Below are 14,230 nucleotides of genomic sequence, written 5' to 3'. Positions count from 1 at the left end.
GGGTCGGAACGGAACGGAAAGGACCTCATGCGCACCACCCTCAGCTTCCTCGTCGCAGCCCTGGCGGGCCTGCTGGCGGTGCTCGCGACGGCCGGCGCCCTCGTCGACGAGGCGACGCACCGCCCGGAGCTGCTGCGCGGGGTGACGGAGCAGGTCGCCGTGGACCCCGAGGTCCGCGCCGCCGTGCCGGGGGTGATCGACGACGTCGTGCACGACGCCATCCCCGAGCAGGTGCCGGGCCCGCTGGCCCAGACGGCCGAGGACCTGTTGCGCCCGCTGGCCCAGCGCGTGGCGGACGACCCGCAGTTGGTGCAGGGCTGGTCCGACACCGCTGACGAGGCCCGGCGCGCCTGGCTCGCCCAGCTCGAGGACCCGCAGGGCGCGGACGAGCCCGGCTCGGGCGCGGACGTGACCATCCCGTTCGGTCCCGTCGCGCAGTCCGGGATCACCGCCGCCCTGGGCGACATCGAACGTGACCTGCGCGAGGACCGGTTCGACCTGCCCGGGCAGGCGCTGCTGGAGACGATCGTGGGCGCGGACGTCGGCGACTGGGCCGCGGACACGCTGCTGGCGCCCCTGTACGACCGCGCCGCGGAGCTGCGGGACAGCACCGCGCTGCGCATGGACGCGCGCATCGACGCCCTGGACGGCACGGATCGGGCCACCGTGCACCGCTGGGTGGACGCCTCCGCGCACTGGCGCTGGGCCGCCGCGGCCTCCGTGCTGGCGCTCGTGGGCGCCCTGCTGCTCGCCCCCCGACGGCGGCGGGGCCCCGCCGTGGCCGTGGCGGGTGCGGTCGCCCTGGTCGGTGGGCTGATCGGCGGCGCCCGTCTGGGTCCGGACGCGGTCCACCTCACGGCGCCCGAGGGGGCCTCCCCGGGGGTGGCCGCGTTCGTCCAGCAGATGGAGGAGGCCGCGGGCCCGGCGTTCGCGGCCGCCGTCGCCCCCTACCCCCAGACCCTGACCACCTTGGGCTGGATCGTGCTGGCCGCGGGCCTGCTGCTGGCCCTGGCGGAGCTGTGGGTCGCTCGGCGTGGGCGGGTCCGTGCCGCCCGGGTGGACGGTCCCCCCGCGGTGGGCCGCTCCCACACCGCGGCCGACGTCACGTCGCGCTGAGCCCGCGGCGAAGCCCGGGCCCGGTCTGCGTCCCGGCCGATAGCATGGAGGGCATGTCCACTCCCTCCGTCTCCGCCCGTCCGTCCGCCGTCGGCCTCGGGATGCCGCAGGTCCCGCGCGTTCGCCGATCCCGTGAGGAGGTGGAGGCGGCCGCGCCCGTGTCCGGTGAGAAGCGCGTGCTGCTGGCCGCCCCCCGTGGCTACTGCGCCGGCGTGGACCGCGCCGTCGTCGCCGTCGAGAAGGCCCTCGAGCACCACGGCGCCCCCGTGTACGTGCGCAAGGAGATCGTCCACAACCGGCACGTCGTGGACACCCTGACCGAGCGCGGCGTGGTGTTCGTCGACGAGCTGGACGAGGTGCCCGAGGGCGCCCTGACCGTCTTCTCCGCGCACGGCGTGTCCCCGGCCGTCGTCGAGGAGGCCGCCCAGCGCAACCTGCACACCATCGACGCCACGTGCCCGCTCGTGACCAAGGTGCACCGCGAGGCCGTGCGCTTCGCCAAGCAGGACAAGCGGATCCTGTTGATCGGCCACGACGGCCACGAGGAGGTCGAGGGCACGTTCGGCGAGGCGCCCGAGCACACCACGGTGATCAACGACGTCGCCGAGGCCCGCACCGTCCAGGTGGACGACCCGGACAACCTGATCTGGCTCTCCCAGACCACGCTCTCCGTGGACGAGACCCTCGAGATCGTCTCCGTGCTGCGCGAGCGGTTCCCGAACCTGCAGGACCCGCCCTCGGACGACATCTGCTACGCCACCTCCAACCGGCAGGCGGCCATCAAGTCGATCTCGCCGGAGTGCGACCTGGTGATCATCGTGGGCTCGGCGAACTCCTCGAACTCGGTGCGCCTCAAGGAGGTCGCCGCCGAGTACGGGGCCTCCCGCGCCGAGCGCGTCGACTTCGCCAACCAGGTGGACGAGTCCTGGTTCGAGGGCGTGGCCACCGTGGGCCTGTCCTCGGGCGCGTCCGTGCCCGAGGTGCTGGTCCAGGAGGTGCTCGCGCTGCTCGCCGAGTACGGCTACGGGCAGGTGGACGAGGTGGTGACCGCCGAGGAGGACATCATCTTCTCCCTGCCCAAGGAGCTGCGCGCCGAGCTCAAGCGGGTGGGTGACGAGTCCCGCTCGCTCGGCGGACGCCGCCGCGACGCCGAGGCCTGACCGCGCCCCTCGTCTCCTCGCTGAGGCCCGCAGACTCGCCGTCACGACGCCGGCGTAGCGGCGCGTCTGCGGGCCTCGGCGTGCCCGGGCCTCGGCGTTCCGGGCCGGCGGGTGGTCAGGGACTCAGAGCCCGAAGACCCAGACGAGCAGGGTCATCGACGCGATGGAGATCAGCACGACGGCGATGATGTTCAGCCACACGCCGCCCTTCACCATCTGGCCGATGGTCACGTAGCCGGAGCCGTACGCGATGGCGTTCGGCGGGGTGGCCACGGGCAGCATGAACGCGCAGGTCGCGGCGAGGGCGACGGGCGCGGCCAGCATGAGCGGGGCGACGCCGGTGCCCAGGGCCACGCCGGAGGCGACGGGCAGGAACGTGGCCGCGGTGGCCGTGTTCGAGGTCATCTCGGTCAGCAGCAGGATGCCGACGGCGGCGATCACCACGAGCACCCACACGGGGATGTCGCCGAGGCCCTTGACCTGCTCACCGAGCCACGTGGACAGGCCCGACTTGGAGAACTGACCGGACAGGGCCAGGCCGCCGCCGAATAGCAGGAGCACGCCCCACGGCAGCTCCTTCGCGGCCTCCCAGTCGAGCAGGCGCACGCCGCGCCCGGCCCCGCCACCGGCCGGCAGGAGGAACAGGATGAGTCCGACGACGATGGCGATGGCCGCGTCCGAGAGCAGCGGGGACGTCAGGTCCAGGACGTACTCGGAGATCAGCGGCACGGTGATCCAGGCCAGCGCGGCGAGGACGAAGACGGCGAGGACCTTGGCCTCGGGGGCGCTCATGCGGCCGAGGCGGGCCAGCTCGGTGGCGATCAGGTCGCGGCCGCCGGGGACCTCGTCGATCTCCGGGCGGAACAGCACGCGGGTGAGCAGGAACCAGCACGCGAAGAGCAGGACGACGGCGATCGGCACGCCGACCAGCATCCACTGGCCGAAGCCGATCTCCACGCCGTGCTCGGCGGCCATGTGGCCCGCGAGCAGGGTGTTGGGCGGGGTGCCGATGATGGTGCCGAGCGAGCCGATGGACGCGGCGTAGGCGATGCCGAGCATGAGCGCGGTGCCGAAGTTCGTCTTCGTGAGGGAGCGGATCTCGGCCTGCGTGGGGGCCTCGCCGGGCGCGGATGCGGGCGCGGCGGGGCGGTCGGCCTGGCCCGCTGCCTCGTCCGCGGTCAGGGCGCCGTCCGTGCCGTAGCGCTGGACGAGCACGAGGATGGACACGCCGATGGGGAGCATCATCACGGCAGTGGCGGTGTTGGACACCCACATGGAGATGAACCCGGTGGCGATCATGAAGCCCAGGACGAGGTTCACGGTCCTGGCGCCCATGAACTTCAGGACGCCGAGCGCGATGCGCCGGTGCAGGTTCCACCGCTGCATGGCCAGGGCGAGCATGAAACCGCCCATGAACAGGAAGATGATGTTGTTGCCGTAGCTCGCGCCGACGGCGTCGAAGGTGATGCCGCCGTCGGACTCCTCGGCGGGCACGCCGAGCGGGAAGACGACGAGCGGCAGCAGGGCGGTGGCGGGGATGGGCAGGGCCTCGGTCATCCACCACACGGCCATGAGCACGGCGGTGGCGGCGACGAGGCGGGGCCAGACGCCGAGGTCGCCCGGCATCAGCAGGAACAGGGCGACGGCGAGCAGGGGGCCGGCCACGAGGCCGATGATGCGCTTGACATTCTCGCCGCCGGGCAGCGGCTCGTCACGCATGCCCGGGGAGAGCTCGTGTTCGAACTCCTGGGCGGCCGCTCGGGGGTCGAAGCGGGAGACGTGCTCGTTGACGTTGCTCGGCGGGGGGAGCGGGCGGGACTGCATGGGGCCTCCTCATCAGGTCAGGCCCTCGGCGCGGCCTGGCAATTCTCTGTGAGTTTCACGGTAGCAAGTGGCCCGGGGCACGGAAAGACGACGTCAGGGCCGCGACGGCCCATCCGCCCGGCCCCGCTCACGCCTCCCGCGCCGGCTCCGCCCGACGACGGCGCAGCTCGTCCTCCTCCACGCCCGCGACCAGTTCCGGGGCGGCCAGGGGCCGGGGCGCGGACTCGAGCGTGCGGATGTCCGGCGTGGGGGCCAGGCCCGGGTCGGCGTCGCGGAGGCGCCGGGCGGCGGGGAGCACGCGCGACTCGACGTTGCCGACGAGCTGGTTGTAGCGGTCCACGGCGGTCTTGAGGGAGCCGCCCATGCGGTCCAGGTGGGTGCCGAGCGTGCCGAGGCGCTCGTAGAGGTCCTTCGCGCTGGCCACCACGGTGTGGGCGTTCTCGGCCAGGGTGTCCTGCCGCCAGGCATAGGCCACGGACTTCAGGGCGGTCAGGAGGGAGACGGGGGCGACGAGCGCGACGTTCCGGGAGAACGCGTGGTCCAGCAGCCCGGGGTCCGCGTCCAGGGCCGCGGCCAGGAGCGACTCGGCGGGCAGGAAGCACAGGACCAGCTCGGGGGAGTGCTCGAGGCCGGCCCAGTAGGACTTCCCGGAGAGCTGGTCCACGTGGCGGCGCACGGCCGCGGCGTGCTGGGCGGCCAGCGCCTGGCGCCGCTCGTACGCCTCCTCGCCGGGCTCGTCCGCGAGGGCCTCGGCGGCCAGCGCGTCCCCGATGGGGGCCTTGGCGTCCACGGCCATGGCCTTGCCGCCGGGCAGGGACACCACGAGGTCCGGGCGGAGGCGCTCGCCGTCCTTGCCGGACAGCGTGGCCTGCTCCGTGAAGTCCACGTGGTGGAGCATGCCCGCCGCCTCGACGACCCGCCGCAGCTGTGCCTCGCCCCAGTGGCCCCGCGCGGAGGTGGATTTGAGCGTGGCCATGAGCGACGTGGTCTGGTTCAGCAGGTCCCGGTCGGTGGCCGCGGCGGCGCGGAGCTGCTCCCCGAGCCGGCCGAACTGGGACGCCCGATCCCGTTCCAGCACGCTCACCTGCTCCTGGAGGGCCGCCAGCCGCTGGCCCAGCGGGGCGAGCGTGGACATCACCTGGGACTCCGCGCGCTGGCGTTCGGCGTCCTCGGCGCGCGCGGCCGTGAGCGCGCGCTGCTCCGCCCGGGCGGCCGCGAGCTCCTCTCGCGCCCCCTGGTGCTCGGTGCGCAGCGCGGCCAGCTCGGCCTGGGCCCGGCGGGCCTCCTCACCGCCGCCGGCGGCCCGGCGCCACATGAGCCACGCGCCCACCAGGGCGCCCAGCACAAGTCCGAGGATGAGGGCGAGCAGCAGGCTGAGGATCTCCATGCCCCCACCCTCGCAGGCCGCAGGGACACGTTAGGCGGCGGCGCGCCGTCGTCGTGGTGGGCGGCTCAGCCGAAGAGCGGGTTGGGGCCGTTGGCCACGACCTGCGGGTCGCCGTCGACGCGGGCGGCGATGCCCGCCGCGGCCACGCCGGGCAGATACGGGAAGACCATGCGGGTCGAGGCCAGGGCGGCGGCGTCGAAGGCCTCCACCGCAACGGCCGGGCGGGGCCCGTCGGCCGTCTCGATCTCGCCGTCGAACACCGCCACCGCCCGCGTGGGGCGCGGGCTGATCTTCGCGACCGTGGCGGCCGCCTGCTCGGGCTCGAGGTCCGGGTGCTCCCACATGCCGCGCTGGCCGTCGGCGGTGACGGCGAGGATCGTGGGGGCGAACACGGGCTGCCGGCCGAGCGTGTCGAACACGTGCTCCACCGCGAGGCTGATCAGCGGCAGCAGCTCGCCGCCGGGAGGCGTGGGGGTCGGTCCGGTGGGCGTCGGGGTGCTCATGGGGCCGAGGCTACCGGCCCTGTCCGACGGCGCCCACCCGCGCCTAGCGTGAACCCATGCAGCTCACCATCGCCCCCGGGGACATCACGGCCACGCACGCGGACGCCGTCGTCAACGCCGCCAACTCCACCCTGCTCGGCGGCGGAGGCGTGGACGGCGCCATCCACCGGCGTGGCGGCCCCGAGATCCTGGCCGAGTGCCGCCGCCTGCGCGAGACCGACCTGCCGGAGGGGCTGCCCGCCGGGCAGGCCGTGGCGACGACGGCGGGGCGCCTGCCCGCGCGCTGGGTCGTCCACACGGTGGGCCCGGTGTGGGCCAAGACGATCGACAAGTCCGACACCCTCGCCTCGTGCTACCGCGAGTCCCTGAAGGTGGCGGCCGGGCTCGGCGCCCGGACGGTCGCGTTCCCGGCGATCTCCGCGGGGATCTACGGCTGGCCCATGGAGGACGCGGCGCGGATCGCCGTCGAGACCTGCCACGCGATGGCGGACGAGGTGGGCGGCACCGTGGACGAGGTGCTGTTCGTGCCCTACGGGAAGGAGGCGGAGACGGCGTTCCGGACCGCCCTGGACAGGGTTGAGCGGGGCTGACTCAACTCCGTGGAATACCCCGTGGGGGGACGGCGTTGCACAGGACAGTCGCCGCTCAACCGGAGCGGCCCGCCCTGCATGAGGAGTGATCGACCATGGCTCGTCCCATTGATCCGTTCCGCGAGATGGAGCGCCTGATGACCGGCTTCGCCCGCACCTCCGGCGCCGCCTCCATGCCCATGAACCTCTACCGCGAGGGCGACGTGTTCGTCGCCGAGGTGGAGTTGCCGGGCGTGGACCCGAGCTCGATCGACGTGGACGTCGAGGAGCGCACGCTCACCGTCCGCGCCGAGCGCAAGGAGGCCCCCGCCGGGGAGGACCGTCGCTGGCTCACCAAGGAGCGTCCGGCCGGCACCTTCGCCCGCCAGCTCAACCTCGGCCAGGGCCTGGCCCTGGACAAGATCGAGGCCGACTACAGCGACGGCGTGCTGCTGCTGACCATCCCGGTGGCCGAGCAGGCCAAGCCGCGCAAGATCCAGGTCAAGCACACCGGCTCCGCCGCCCAGGTGGAGGGCGAGGCCGTAGAGGGTGAGGCAGTGGAGGACTCCGCCGTCGAGACCTCCGGCGAGTGATCGCCCTCTGACGGAGCCGCGCGTGACCGGCGCGCGGCCCGCCCCCGAACGCAGTTGCGGCGGGTCCCCACCGGGGGGCCCGCCGCTTCCGCGTGGTGGTCAGGCGCGGTCGGCCAGGATCAGCTGTGCCGCCTTCTCGCCGATCATGAAGCACGTGATGTTGGGGTTCACGGTCACGTGCTCGGGCATCACGGAGGCGTCGGCCACGCGCAGGCCCGTCACACCCTTGACGCGCAGGCGGGCGTCCAGGGGGCTCATGGGGTCGTCGTCGGTGCCCATGCGCACCGAGCCCACCGGGTGGTACACGGTGTTGTGGGTCCGCTTCACGTAGTCGGCGATCTCCTCATCGGTCTGCACGTCCACGCCCGGGGCCAGCTCGCGCCCCGCCCACGCCGCCATGGACGGCTGGGAGACGATCTCCCGGGCCAGCCGGATGCCGGCCACCGCGACGGCCACGTCATGGCCCTCCGGGTCGGTGAAGTAGCGCGGGTCCACGGCCGGCTTGTCCCGGTAGTCGTTGGAGCGCAGGCGCACGGTGCCGCGGGGACTTGGCGTGGGGTGGACCCGGTGGCCCTGCGGTCTCGGCTGTCGTCCTCTGGTCGGCAGACACAGGTGTGCTTCCTCTCGTCGGGGTCTGGGCGGCCCGCCCACCCTACGGATCGGTCATCTGGGCGGGGATGCGTGCTGGGTGGTGCGGGTCTCTGGGTTCCGTGGGCGCGTGGGGGCGGGGGGCTGGGCCTCTGGGTTCCGTGGGCAGGAGAGCGAAGGTTTCTGCCCCCGGGAGGGAAAACCCTGCCGGTTCTGCCCCCGAAACAGGGGAGAGCGCGCTTCCTGCCCACGGAGCGGGCGGGGATGCTGGTTCTGCCCACGGAGCGGGGCCGGTGCGGGACGCCTCCGCCGCGGCGGGCCCGCCGGTAGACTGCCGGACTGTGGCTTTGACAATCGGATTCGTGGGACTGCCCAACGTGGGCAAGTCGACCCTGTTCAACGCGCTGACGCGCCAGACCGTGCTCGCGGCGAACTACCCGTTCGCGACGATCGAGCCGAACGTGGGCGTGGTGAACCTGCCGGATGAGCGCCTGCCGCAGCTGGCTGAGATCTTCGGCTCCGAGCGCATCCTGCCGGCCACGGTGTCCTTCGTGGACATCGCCGGCATCGTGAAGGGCGCCTCCGAGGGGGAGGGCCTAGGCAACCAGTTCCTGGCGAACATCCGTGAGGCCCACGCGATCGCCCAGGTGGTGCGCGCGTTCGACGACGGCGACGTCGTCCACGTGGACGGCAAGGTGGACCCGGCCTCGGACATGGAGACCATCAACACCGAGCTGATCATCGCGGACATGCAGACCGTGGAGAAGGCCATCCCGCGCGTCGAGAAGGAGGTCAAGGGCAAGAAGAAGGAGCCCGCCGACCTCGAGGCGCTCAAGGCCGCGCTCGCGGTGCTGGAGCGGGGCGAGACGATCTTCGCCGCGAAGGACAAGGACAAGCTGGACATGGACCGGCTGCGCGAGCTGAGCCTGCTCACCGCCAAGCCGTTCATCTACGTGTTCAACTCGGACGAGGGTGTCCTGGGGGACGAGGCCAAGCAACAGGAGCTGCGCGATCTGGTGGCCCCCGCCGACGCCGTGTTCCTGGACGCCAAGCTCGAGTCCGACCTCGTGGAGCTCTCCGAGGAGGAGGCCGCCGAGATGCTGGAGATGGCCGGGCAGGACGAGTCCGGGCTGGACCAGCTGGCCCGCGTCGGCTTCTCCACCCTCGGCCTGCAGACCTACCTGACCGCGGGGCCGAAGGAGACGCGCGCGTGGACCATCCCGGTCGGCGCGACGGCGCCCGAGGCTGCCGGCGTGATCCACACCGACTTCCAGCGCGGCTTCATCAAGGCTGAGATCGTGTCCTTCGACGACCTGGTCGCTGCCGGCTCCATGGCCGACGCCAAGGCCGCAGGCAAGGTGCGCATGGAGGGCAAGGACTACGTGATGCGGGACGGCGACGTGGTTGAATTCAGATTCAATGTCTAAAACGGGCTTCTGACCAGGGATTTATCCTCGCAGCTTCTGATCTGGCTCGTCAGTCGAGTTCCGATCTGCCATCAGTTGCTACGCTTTCGCCCTGCTGACCTGGGATTATGATCGGCCTCTGTGGAACTTCCGCAGGGGCCGATCCCGCTTTCTGCGGTGCTGTAGCATCTCTGGGACGCAGCCTCGGGTGGTCCGTTGGAGGGTGGTCAAAGTCGTTCAGCGGGGGATTTGTCGGTGAGAGGGCTGACTCAGAGCTCCCGCTGATTCAAAACCCGGAACTCGACTGGGATCGATCGTTGCAGGTCCTAGCTTCAACATCATGGTCGCCCGACTACCGGCATCTCGCCGCTCGAACACGATCAATGCGCTCACCGAGGCAGCCCCTGGCCACGTTGCCATCACAACTAGGGCATGTCTGACAATCGTTTTGACCATGCGATCACAGCATTCAGGACCACAGCGGCCCTGTAGATGATCGCGTACTTGTCATACCGGGTCGCCAGACCCCGCCACTGCTTCAGGTGCGCGTACTGACGCTCGATGACGTTGCGGCCCTTGTAGGCGTCCGCGTCGAGGCTGACGGGGCGCCCGCCGCGGGCACCGCGCCGTCTGCGGTGGCCCTGCTGGTCGGCCGGTTCGGGGATGACCGCTTTGATCCCACGGGCGCGTAGGTGGGTGCGGATCGCCCGGGAGGAGTACGCCTTATCGCCCAGCACGGCCTCGGGGCGGGTCCGGGGCCGCCCTACTGGCCGGGTCACGCGCAGCTGCTCCAGAAGAGGAAGCAGCATCGGGGAGTCCCCTGCCTGGCCGGGGGTGATCAGGCTGACCAGCGGCAGCCCGGTCCCGTCCACGAGCTGATGGATCTTCGTGCTCAGCCCGCCACGGGAGCGCCCGATGCCGTGATCGGCCGGCTCCTCACGCGGATTCTTGTAGTTCGATCCATCCCCCTGTGTGGCGGGTGATGTTCGTCGCGTGCTGATGCGCGCGGGCGATCGTGGAGTCCACCGAGACCGACCAATCGATCAGGCCTTCGGCGTCAGCGGCGGCGGTCAGCGTGGCCAGCACCGTGTCCCATGTGCCTTCTTCAGCCAAGCGCCGATGCCAGGTCCACACGGTCTGCCAGGGCCCGTAGACCTCGGGCAGATCCCTCCAAGCGATTCCGCACCTGTATCGGTAGATGATCGCCTCCACCATGGTGCGGGCGTCGGCGAACGGCCTGCCGGCGCGGCCGGTCCGGGTCGGGAGCATCGGGGCGATCAACTCCCATTGGGTGTCAGAGAGCATCTGGAACCGGGACATGTCCCCAGGGTCTCAGCTGACTCGTGCATCTATTCTCAGACACGCCCTAGGTCTCCTTGTATCGGGTCGAGGATAGCTGTGCTTGGATAGCCGGTGAGGAGCCGGACGCCGGTGAGAGCGGGAAGGTACTTCAGAAAGGGGAAGATCCCCAGTATTAAGATGGTGAGCCCGAGTTCGAGCGGGACGAGCATCACCAGAGTCACGATGAAGCTGCGGGCCAAGACGGTGAATAGGTCCCGCTCGACCGGACGCGGTTCTGGGCTAGCCGTCGTGGCGACTCTGCCGTGCTTATAAGTCGCCCTCCGGCGCGGTCGCCGGGTGGGAGAGTGCGGACCGAACTTGTGCTCGATGGGACAAACAAGGCAAAGGAGATTCGTGGTTACTGAAGAGAAGTTGGCTGGGTGGACGGGACCCTCGAGCCCGACCGAGAAAGACAAGCAGGAGCGCACCGAGCGAATGATTCGAGAGGCGATCGACGCTCACGAGGGGTTCGATGGCTACCGCAGTGACTTCTCCGTCTACGCGAAGGGCTCCTACGCCAACAACACGAACGTGAAGTCGGACAGCGACGTCGACATCGTCATCGAGTGCACAGATGTCTGCTACTGGCAGGAGTACGATCCTGCCAAGGGTGGACACCCTGCAGGGAGTCCTTACACGGGTCCATGGACCCCGGAGAAACTGAGGGCGGAGATCGCCGCAGCGCTTGAGAAGAAGTTCCCCGGGGCTGTCACGGCGGGGTCGACGGCGTTCGAGGTTGATGCCAGTTCGGCACGCGTCAACGCCGACGTGGTGCCCTCGTTCCAGTACAAGCTCTACTTCTCAGACGGTACCTATCGCCAAGGTACGAAGGTCTTCAAAAAAGACGGCACGTCCATCGTTAACTATCCGAAGCTCCAGCTTGAGCGCGGCAAAGAAAAGAACGTGCGCACGAATGGTTTCTACAAGAAGACTGTGCGCATCCTCAAGCGGCTGGAGAACGAGCTCGTCGCGAAGGGCCTAACTGAGGAAGTTCCGTCATACCTTCTCGAGTGCCTTATCTATAACTGCCCCGAAGAGTACTTCTCGCGAGACACTTGGCGCGGAACGATGCGCGGATGCCTGGCGAAGATCTTCAACTCCACCATGGGACGTGAGCCTGATAATGATCGATGGATGGAAGCGAATGGTTCGAAGTTCCTGTTTCACCCTGCTCAGAAGTGGACTAGAGCGCAGGTTCATAAGTTCGCGAGCGACGCCTGGGATTATATGGAGTTCGAATGATCAGCGGGACCCTTATTCGAGTGCTCGTGGTAATTGTCTCCTTGGTTTTCGTCGTCGGATCGTGGATTACCACTGGTGCGCCGAATATTAGCCTGTTCAGCTTCTTCTCGATCGCTGTTTTCGTGTGCACGGTCTTGTTCCTGCTGTGGGACCGATGGATCTGGAAGTTGAAGCTCGCCCAAATGATCCCGGGAGTGAGTCGCAACTTGAGCGGCACCTGGGAAGCCACCCTCGAGTCGTTCTGGATCAATCCCGCGACGAGCTCGTCGCCGCCTGCGAAGACCGTCTACGTGGTTATTCGGCAGACAAGCTCCGCCGCGTCTGTCACGCTCATCTCGGATGAATCCAAGTCGAAGTCGTCGCTTGCCCGCGTGGTCAAGGAGGACGGGTCTTGGCTACTTCACTACGTCTATACAAATGAGCCGCGCCTCGAAATCCGTGGGCGAAGCCCAATCCACCACGGGTCAGCGGTGCTTGCTGTGACAGGCTCGCCGGCGAGGCGCCTGGAGGGTGGTTACTGGACAGACCGTGATTCGAAGGGGCAGCTCAAGCTGATGAAGCGATCGAAGACGCTCGCTGAGGACTTCGAGGAAGCATGTGATGCTTTGAAGGATAGGGGCTAGCTACGCGCTCCACGTAGCTGTCCGGTTCTCCTTCGTGGTGGTTTCCGTGCTCCAGGCGCGCGGGTTCGAAGCGATTCTGCGTGGGGTGGCCTGACGGACTATCGCGTAGAAGCGCCCGCCGCGCAGAATACGATGAGCGACCTCTGGCCTTTTGTGACGCCCCTCTGCGTAGTCTACCCGAGCTTTAGGCTGGCAGCTCTTCCCCGGCCAGGCTCTTGACCCTGATTCCCGCGCCCTTTCACCGTCGTTCGCAACGAACTGTCTTCATAATTTCTTCGATGCGTTCGCCGTGCTATGGCGGGCTGGAAATTCGGAATGGGCTACTTCTACAGCATTCCGGTCAGCGGCCTCGACTCGCACGACCAGCGTTCCTCGGAACTGCTCGCCGGAGGCGATTTAGGCACGGGCGCGGCCCTGACCATGCTCGTTGCCGCTGTCGTCGCCTTCATCGCCCGCCGGCGCAATAGTTGAGAGTGCGTCGCAGGCCGATTCCGCGCCGGAGCCGAGTGCGGTCGGGCAACTACTCTACGTAAGCCGGCTCCATCAGGTTGTATGCCCCTGTCGCGACCGCGGCGACGCGGTTGAACTCCGCTTCAATGTCTAAGAGGGGCGTCTGACCAAAGTTTTTACTCTCGCAGATTCCGACCTAGTTCGGCGGACCATTTCAGATCTACCATCAGTTGCTAAGCGTTTTCTTCGCTCACCTGGGGCTTTGATCGACCTCTGTGGAGCTTCTGCAGGGGTCGAGTCTTCCTTTCGCGGCGGGTAGGCGGAGCGTGCAAGCCGCGTCGGATGGCCAGTTCCGGGGTGGGTTCGAGTAGTGCGACACGCAATCTCTCGGCAGGTGCGCCGACTCAATAAGCAGCCTGACTCAAAAGTCGGTTGTCTCAACGACGGTGCGGTTCACTGGGGCAGGTCTCGCTCCGCCAGTGTGCGAGTGATCTCGTCCCGTTGGGAGCTCGCGATCAATTGGTGGTGCCGGCGCAAGGCGGTCTGCCATGACCCGAACTCTGCTGGGAGCTTGCGCCCAGTGATGCCAGTGCGGGTCTTGTAGAGAGTCGCGTCGACGATCGTGCGACGTCAGCGCGTGCCCGCCCGTGGCGAGGACCGTCTTCTGTGTGAACGATGTCCTCGATCCAGCTCCATTGCTCATCTGTGAGCCGTTGATAGCCAGGCTGGAGTCCCTCGGCGACGCTGCCGCCGACATCAGGCTTCGCCTTGTGATCGATCCGCACGGTTTTGACCACGGCGCGGATGACGGCGCATTCGGTGCATTGGACGGTTGGTCCAACGTAGCGAGGGGAATGCCAGCCCAGGGTCTCGACATGTTGGCAGGTCAGTTCCACTCGTAGGTGGCGCTACGGTCAATGTGCAATGAGGGTGGGTACAGGAGTTGCCGGAGCTCATCGCGCTGAGCTGGCGAAAGTGGCGGGAACGGGCAGCACAGGTGGCAGTGCTCCACGCAGTTGCCCTCGGGGCGCCAAACACCCATGTTGCATGGCGTGTGCTTGGCTCGGAACTCGGCGTTGTCGGCGCCGATCAGCGCAAGACTCTCTTGATCGGCCCCCAGGGCTGGCTCACCGAGAAGGGCACGCCCACACGCGCGATATGGTTCGCCCGCTGCATAGGGTTCGTACGTCAGCTGGAGGTTGTCCCCTACCCGCTCTCTCCGCTCTGCCTCCTCTGCTGGGGCCCACGATTCCGAGAGTAGTGCCCTGCTAAACGGTGTGTGCAGGACGCGGGGGAGAGCTTGTCAAGGGCCATTGAGTTCTGCCCATAGGCGGCCAGTGTTTCTTCCCGCTGGTGGCCATCAGAACTGCCCACTGGTGGCCAGCTGGTTTGCCCGTTTGGGTGGTGGTGCTGGCCACCGTGATGGGA

Annotated in this window: 14 protein-coding genes and 1 pseudogene; 8 read left to right on the top strand and 7 right to left on the bottom strand. The window is 68.8% G+C overall.

Annotated elements, in window-relative coordinates:
• The first annotated feature begins 27 nt into the window (after window positions 1-27).
• Together MF605_RS03915 and MF605_RS03910 are read left to right on the top strand one after the other, a co-directional pair.
• Window positions 28-1,116: a hypothetical protein gene (locus MF605_RS03915; RefSeq protein ID WP_095354149.1), complete on the top strand. Its 1,089-nt coding sequence runs from the start codon at window positions 28-30 to the stop codon at window positions 1,114-1,116.
• Window positions 1,117-1,169: 53 nt separating this feature from the next.
• Window positions 1,170-2,276 carry a 4-hydroxy-3-methylbut-2-enyl diphosphate reductase gene (locus MF605_RS03910; protein ID WP_134416874.1) on the top strand — a complete coding sequence of 369 codons (1,107 nt, stop codon included), beginning with the start codon at window positions 1,170-1,172 and terminating at the stop codon, window positions 2,274-2,276.
• A 123-nt stretch (window positions 2,277-2,399) separates the two neighbouring features.
• On the opposite strand, the gene MF605_RS03905 is transcribed toward MF605_RS03910, so the two are convergent.
• The 3 genes from MF605_RS03905 to MF605_RS03895 all read right to left on the bottom strand — a co-directional run bounded on the left by MF605_RS03905 (window position 2,400) and on the right by MF605_RS03895 (window position 5,990).
• The gene (locus tag MF605_RS03905; protein ID WP_134416875.1) at window positions 2,400-4,100 is read right to left on the bottom strand and encodes an SLC13 family permease; all 1,701 of its coding nucleotides are present in this window, start codon (window positions 4,098-4,100) and stop codon (window positions 2,400-2,402) included.
• Between the two features lie 127 nt (window positions 4,101-4,227).
• Entirely contained in the window at window positions 4,228-5,487 is a 1,260-nt protein-coding gene (locus MF605_RS03900) for a DNA recombination protein RmuC (protein WP_134416876.1), read from the bottom strand.
• Window positions 5,488-5,552: 65 nt separating this feature from the next.
• On the bottom strand, window positions 5,553-5,990 hold the full coding sequence (locus MF605_RS03895; RefSeq protein ID WP_044658983.1) for a hypothetical protein: 438 nt from the start codon (window positions 5,988-5,990) through the stop codon (window positions 5,553-5,555).
• Window positions 5,991-6,046: 56 nt separating this feature from the next.
• Between MF605_RS03895 and MF605_RS03890 the strand changes: the two genes are divergently transcribed.
• Together MF605_RS03890 and MF605_RS03885 are read left to right on the top strand one after the other, a co-directional pair.
• Entirely contained in the window at window positions 6,047-6,580 is a 534-nt protein-coding gene (locus MF605_RS03890) for an O-acetyl-ADP-ribose deacetylase (protein WP_134416877.1), read from the top strand.
• Window positions 6,581-6,675: 95 nt separating this feature from the next.
• Window positions 6,676-7,152, top strand: a complete 477-nt coding sequence (locus MF605_RS03885) for an Hsp20/alpha crystallin family protein (RefSeq protein ID WP_041104345.1) — start codon at window positions 6,676-6,678, stop codon at window positions 7,150-7,152.
• Window positions 7,153-7,251: 99 nt separating this feature from the next.
• Here MF605_RS03885 and MF605_RS03880 read toward each other — a convergent pair.
• A pseudogene (locus MF605_RS03880) lies at window positions 7,252-7,695 on the bottom strand (GMC oxidoreductase); the annotation flags it as partial.
• A 386-nt stretch (window positions 7,696-8,081) separates the two neighbouring features.
• Here MF605_RS03880 and ychF point away from each other — a divergent pair.
• A complete protein-coding gene (gene ychF / locus MF605_RS03875) occupies window positions 8,082-9,167 on the top strand; it encodes a redox-regulated ATPase YchF (protein ID WP_134416879.1) in 1,086 nt (361 codons plus the stop codon).
• Between the two features lie 404 nt (window positions 9,168-9,571).
• On the opposite strand, the gene MF605_RS03870 is transcribed toward ychF, so the two are convergent.
• Both MF605_RS03870 and MF605_RS03865 read right to left on the bottom strand, forming a co-directional pair.
• A protein-coding gene (locus MF605_RS03870; RefSeq protein WP_134416880.1) for an IS5 family transposase occupies window positions 9,572-10,466 on the bottom strand; the annotation gives its coding sequence in 2 pieces (ribosomal slippage) (window positions 9,572-10,108 and window positions 10,110-10,466; 894 coding nt in all).
• A 35-nt stretch (window positions 10,467-10,501) separates the two neighbouring features.
• On the bottom strand, window positions 10,502-10,660 hold the full coding sequence (locus tag MF605_RS03865) for a hypothetical protein (RefSeq protein ID WP_166795268.1): 159 nt from the start codon (window positions 10,658-10,660) through the stop codon (window positions 10,502-10,504).
• 181 nt (window positions 10,661-10,841) lie between these two features.
• On the opposite strand from MF605_RS03865, the gene MF605_RS03860 reads away from it, so the two are divergent.
• From MF605_RS03860 to MF605_RS03850, 3 genes are all read left to right on the top strand, one after another.
• Complete coding sequence (locus MF605_RS03860) at window positions 10,842-11,729, top strand: nucleotidyltransferase domain-containing protein (RefSeq protein WP_134416881.1); 888 nt, start codon at window positions 10,842-10,844, stop codon at window positions 11,727-11,729.
• On the top strand, window positions 11,726-12,352 hold the full coding sequence (locus MF605_RS03855) for a Cap15 family cyclic dinucleotide receptor domain-containing protein (RefSeq protein ID WP_134416882.1): 627 nt from the start codon (window positions 11,726-11,728) through the stop codon (window positions 12,350-12,352). The genes MF605_RS03860 and MF605_RS03855 overlap by 4 nt, the downstream gene beginning before the upstream one ends.
• A 315-nt stretch (window positions 12,353-12,667) precedes the next feature.
• Window positions 12,668-12,823 (top strand): hypothetical protein, encoded by a 156-nt coding sequence (locus MF605_RS03850; protein WP_166795269.1) that lies wholly within the window; start codon window positions 12,668-12,670, stop codon window positions 12,821-12,823.
• Between the two features lie 432 nt (window positions 12,824-13,255).
• Here the strand turns inward: MF605_RS03850 and MF605_RS12065 are convergent, their stop codons facing one another.
• Window positions 13,256-13,387, bottom strand: a complete 132-nt coding sequence (locus MF605_RS12065) for a hypothetical protein (RefSeq protein WP_339328584.1) — start codon at window positions 13,385-13,387, stop codon at window positions 13,256-13,258.
• Window positions 13,388-14,230 lie beyond the last annotated feature (843 nt).

It is taken from the genome of Micrococcus luteus, from assembly GCF_022664405.1.
Classification (GTDB): domain Bacteria; phylum Actinomycetota; class Actinomycetes; order Actinomycetales; family Micrococcaceae; genus Micrococcus; species Micrococcus luteus.
This window is presented reverse-complemented; position numbering and strand designations above follow the sequence as displayed.

Coding starts and splice junctions, on each gene's coding strand:
- MF605_RS03915 (WP_095354149.1), top strand. CDS start 28: ATGCGCACCACCCTCAGCTTCCTCGTCGCAGCCCTGGCGGGCCTGCTG.
- MF605_RS03910 (WP_134416874.1), top strand. CDS start 1,170: ATGTCCACTCCCTCCGTCTCCGCCCGTCCGTCCGCCGTCGGCCTCGGG.
- MF605_RS03905 (WP_134416875.1), bottom strand. CDS start 4,100: ATGCAGTCCCGCCCGCTCCCCCCGCCGAGCAACGTCAACGAGCACGTC.
- MF605_RS03900 (WP_134416876.1), bottom strand. CDS start 5,487: ATGGAGATCCTCAGCCTGCTGCTCGCCCTCATCCTCGGACTTGTGCTG.
- MF605_RS03895 (WP_044658983.1), bottom strand. CDS start 5,990: ATGAGCACCCCGACGCCCACCGGACCGACCCCCACGCCTCCCGGCGGC.
- MF605_RS03890 (WP_134416877.1), top strand. CDS start 6,047: ATGCAGCTCACCATCGCCCCCGGGGACATCACGGCCACGCACGCGGAC.
- MF605_RS03885 (WP_041104345.1), top strand. CDS start 6,676: ATGGCTCGTCCCATTGATCCGTTCCGCGAGATGGAGCGCCTGATGACC.
- MF605_RS03855 (WP_134416882.1), top strand. CDS start 11,726: ATGATCAGCGGGACCCTTATTCGAGTGCTCGTGGTAATTGTCTCCTTG.
- MF605_RS03850 (WP_166795269.1), top strand. CDS start 12,668: ATGGGCTACTTCTACAGCATTCCGGTCAGCGGCCTCGACTCGCACGAC.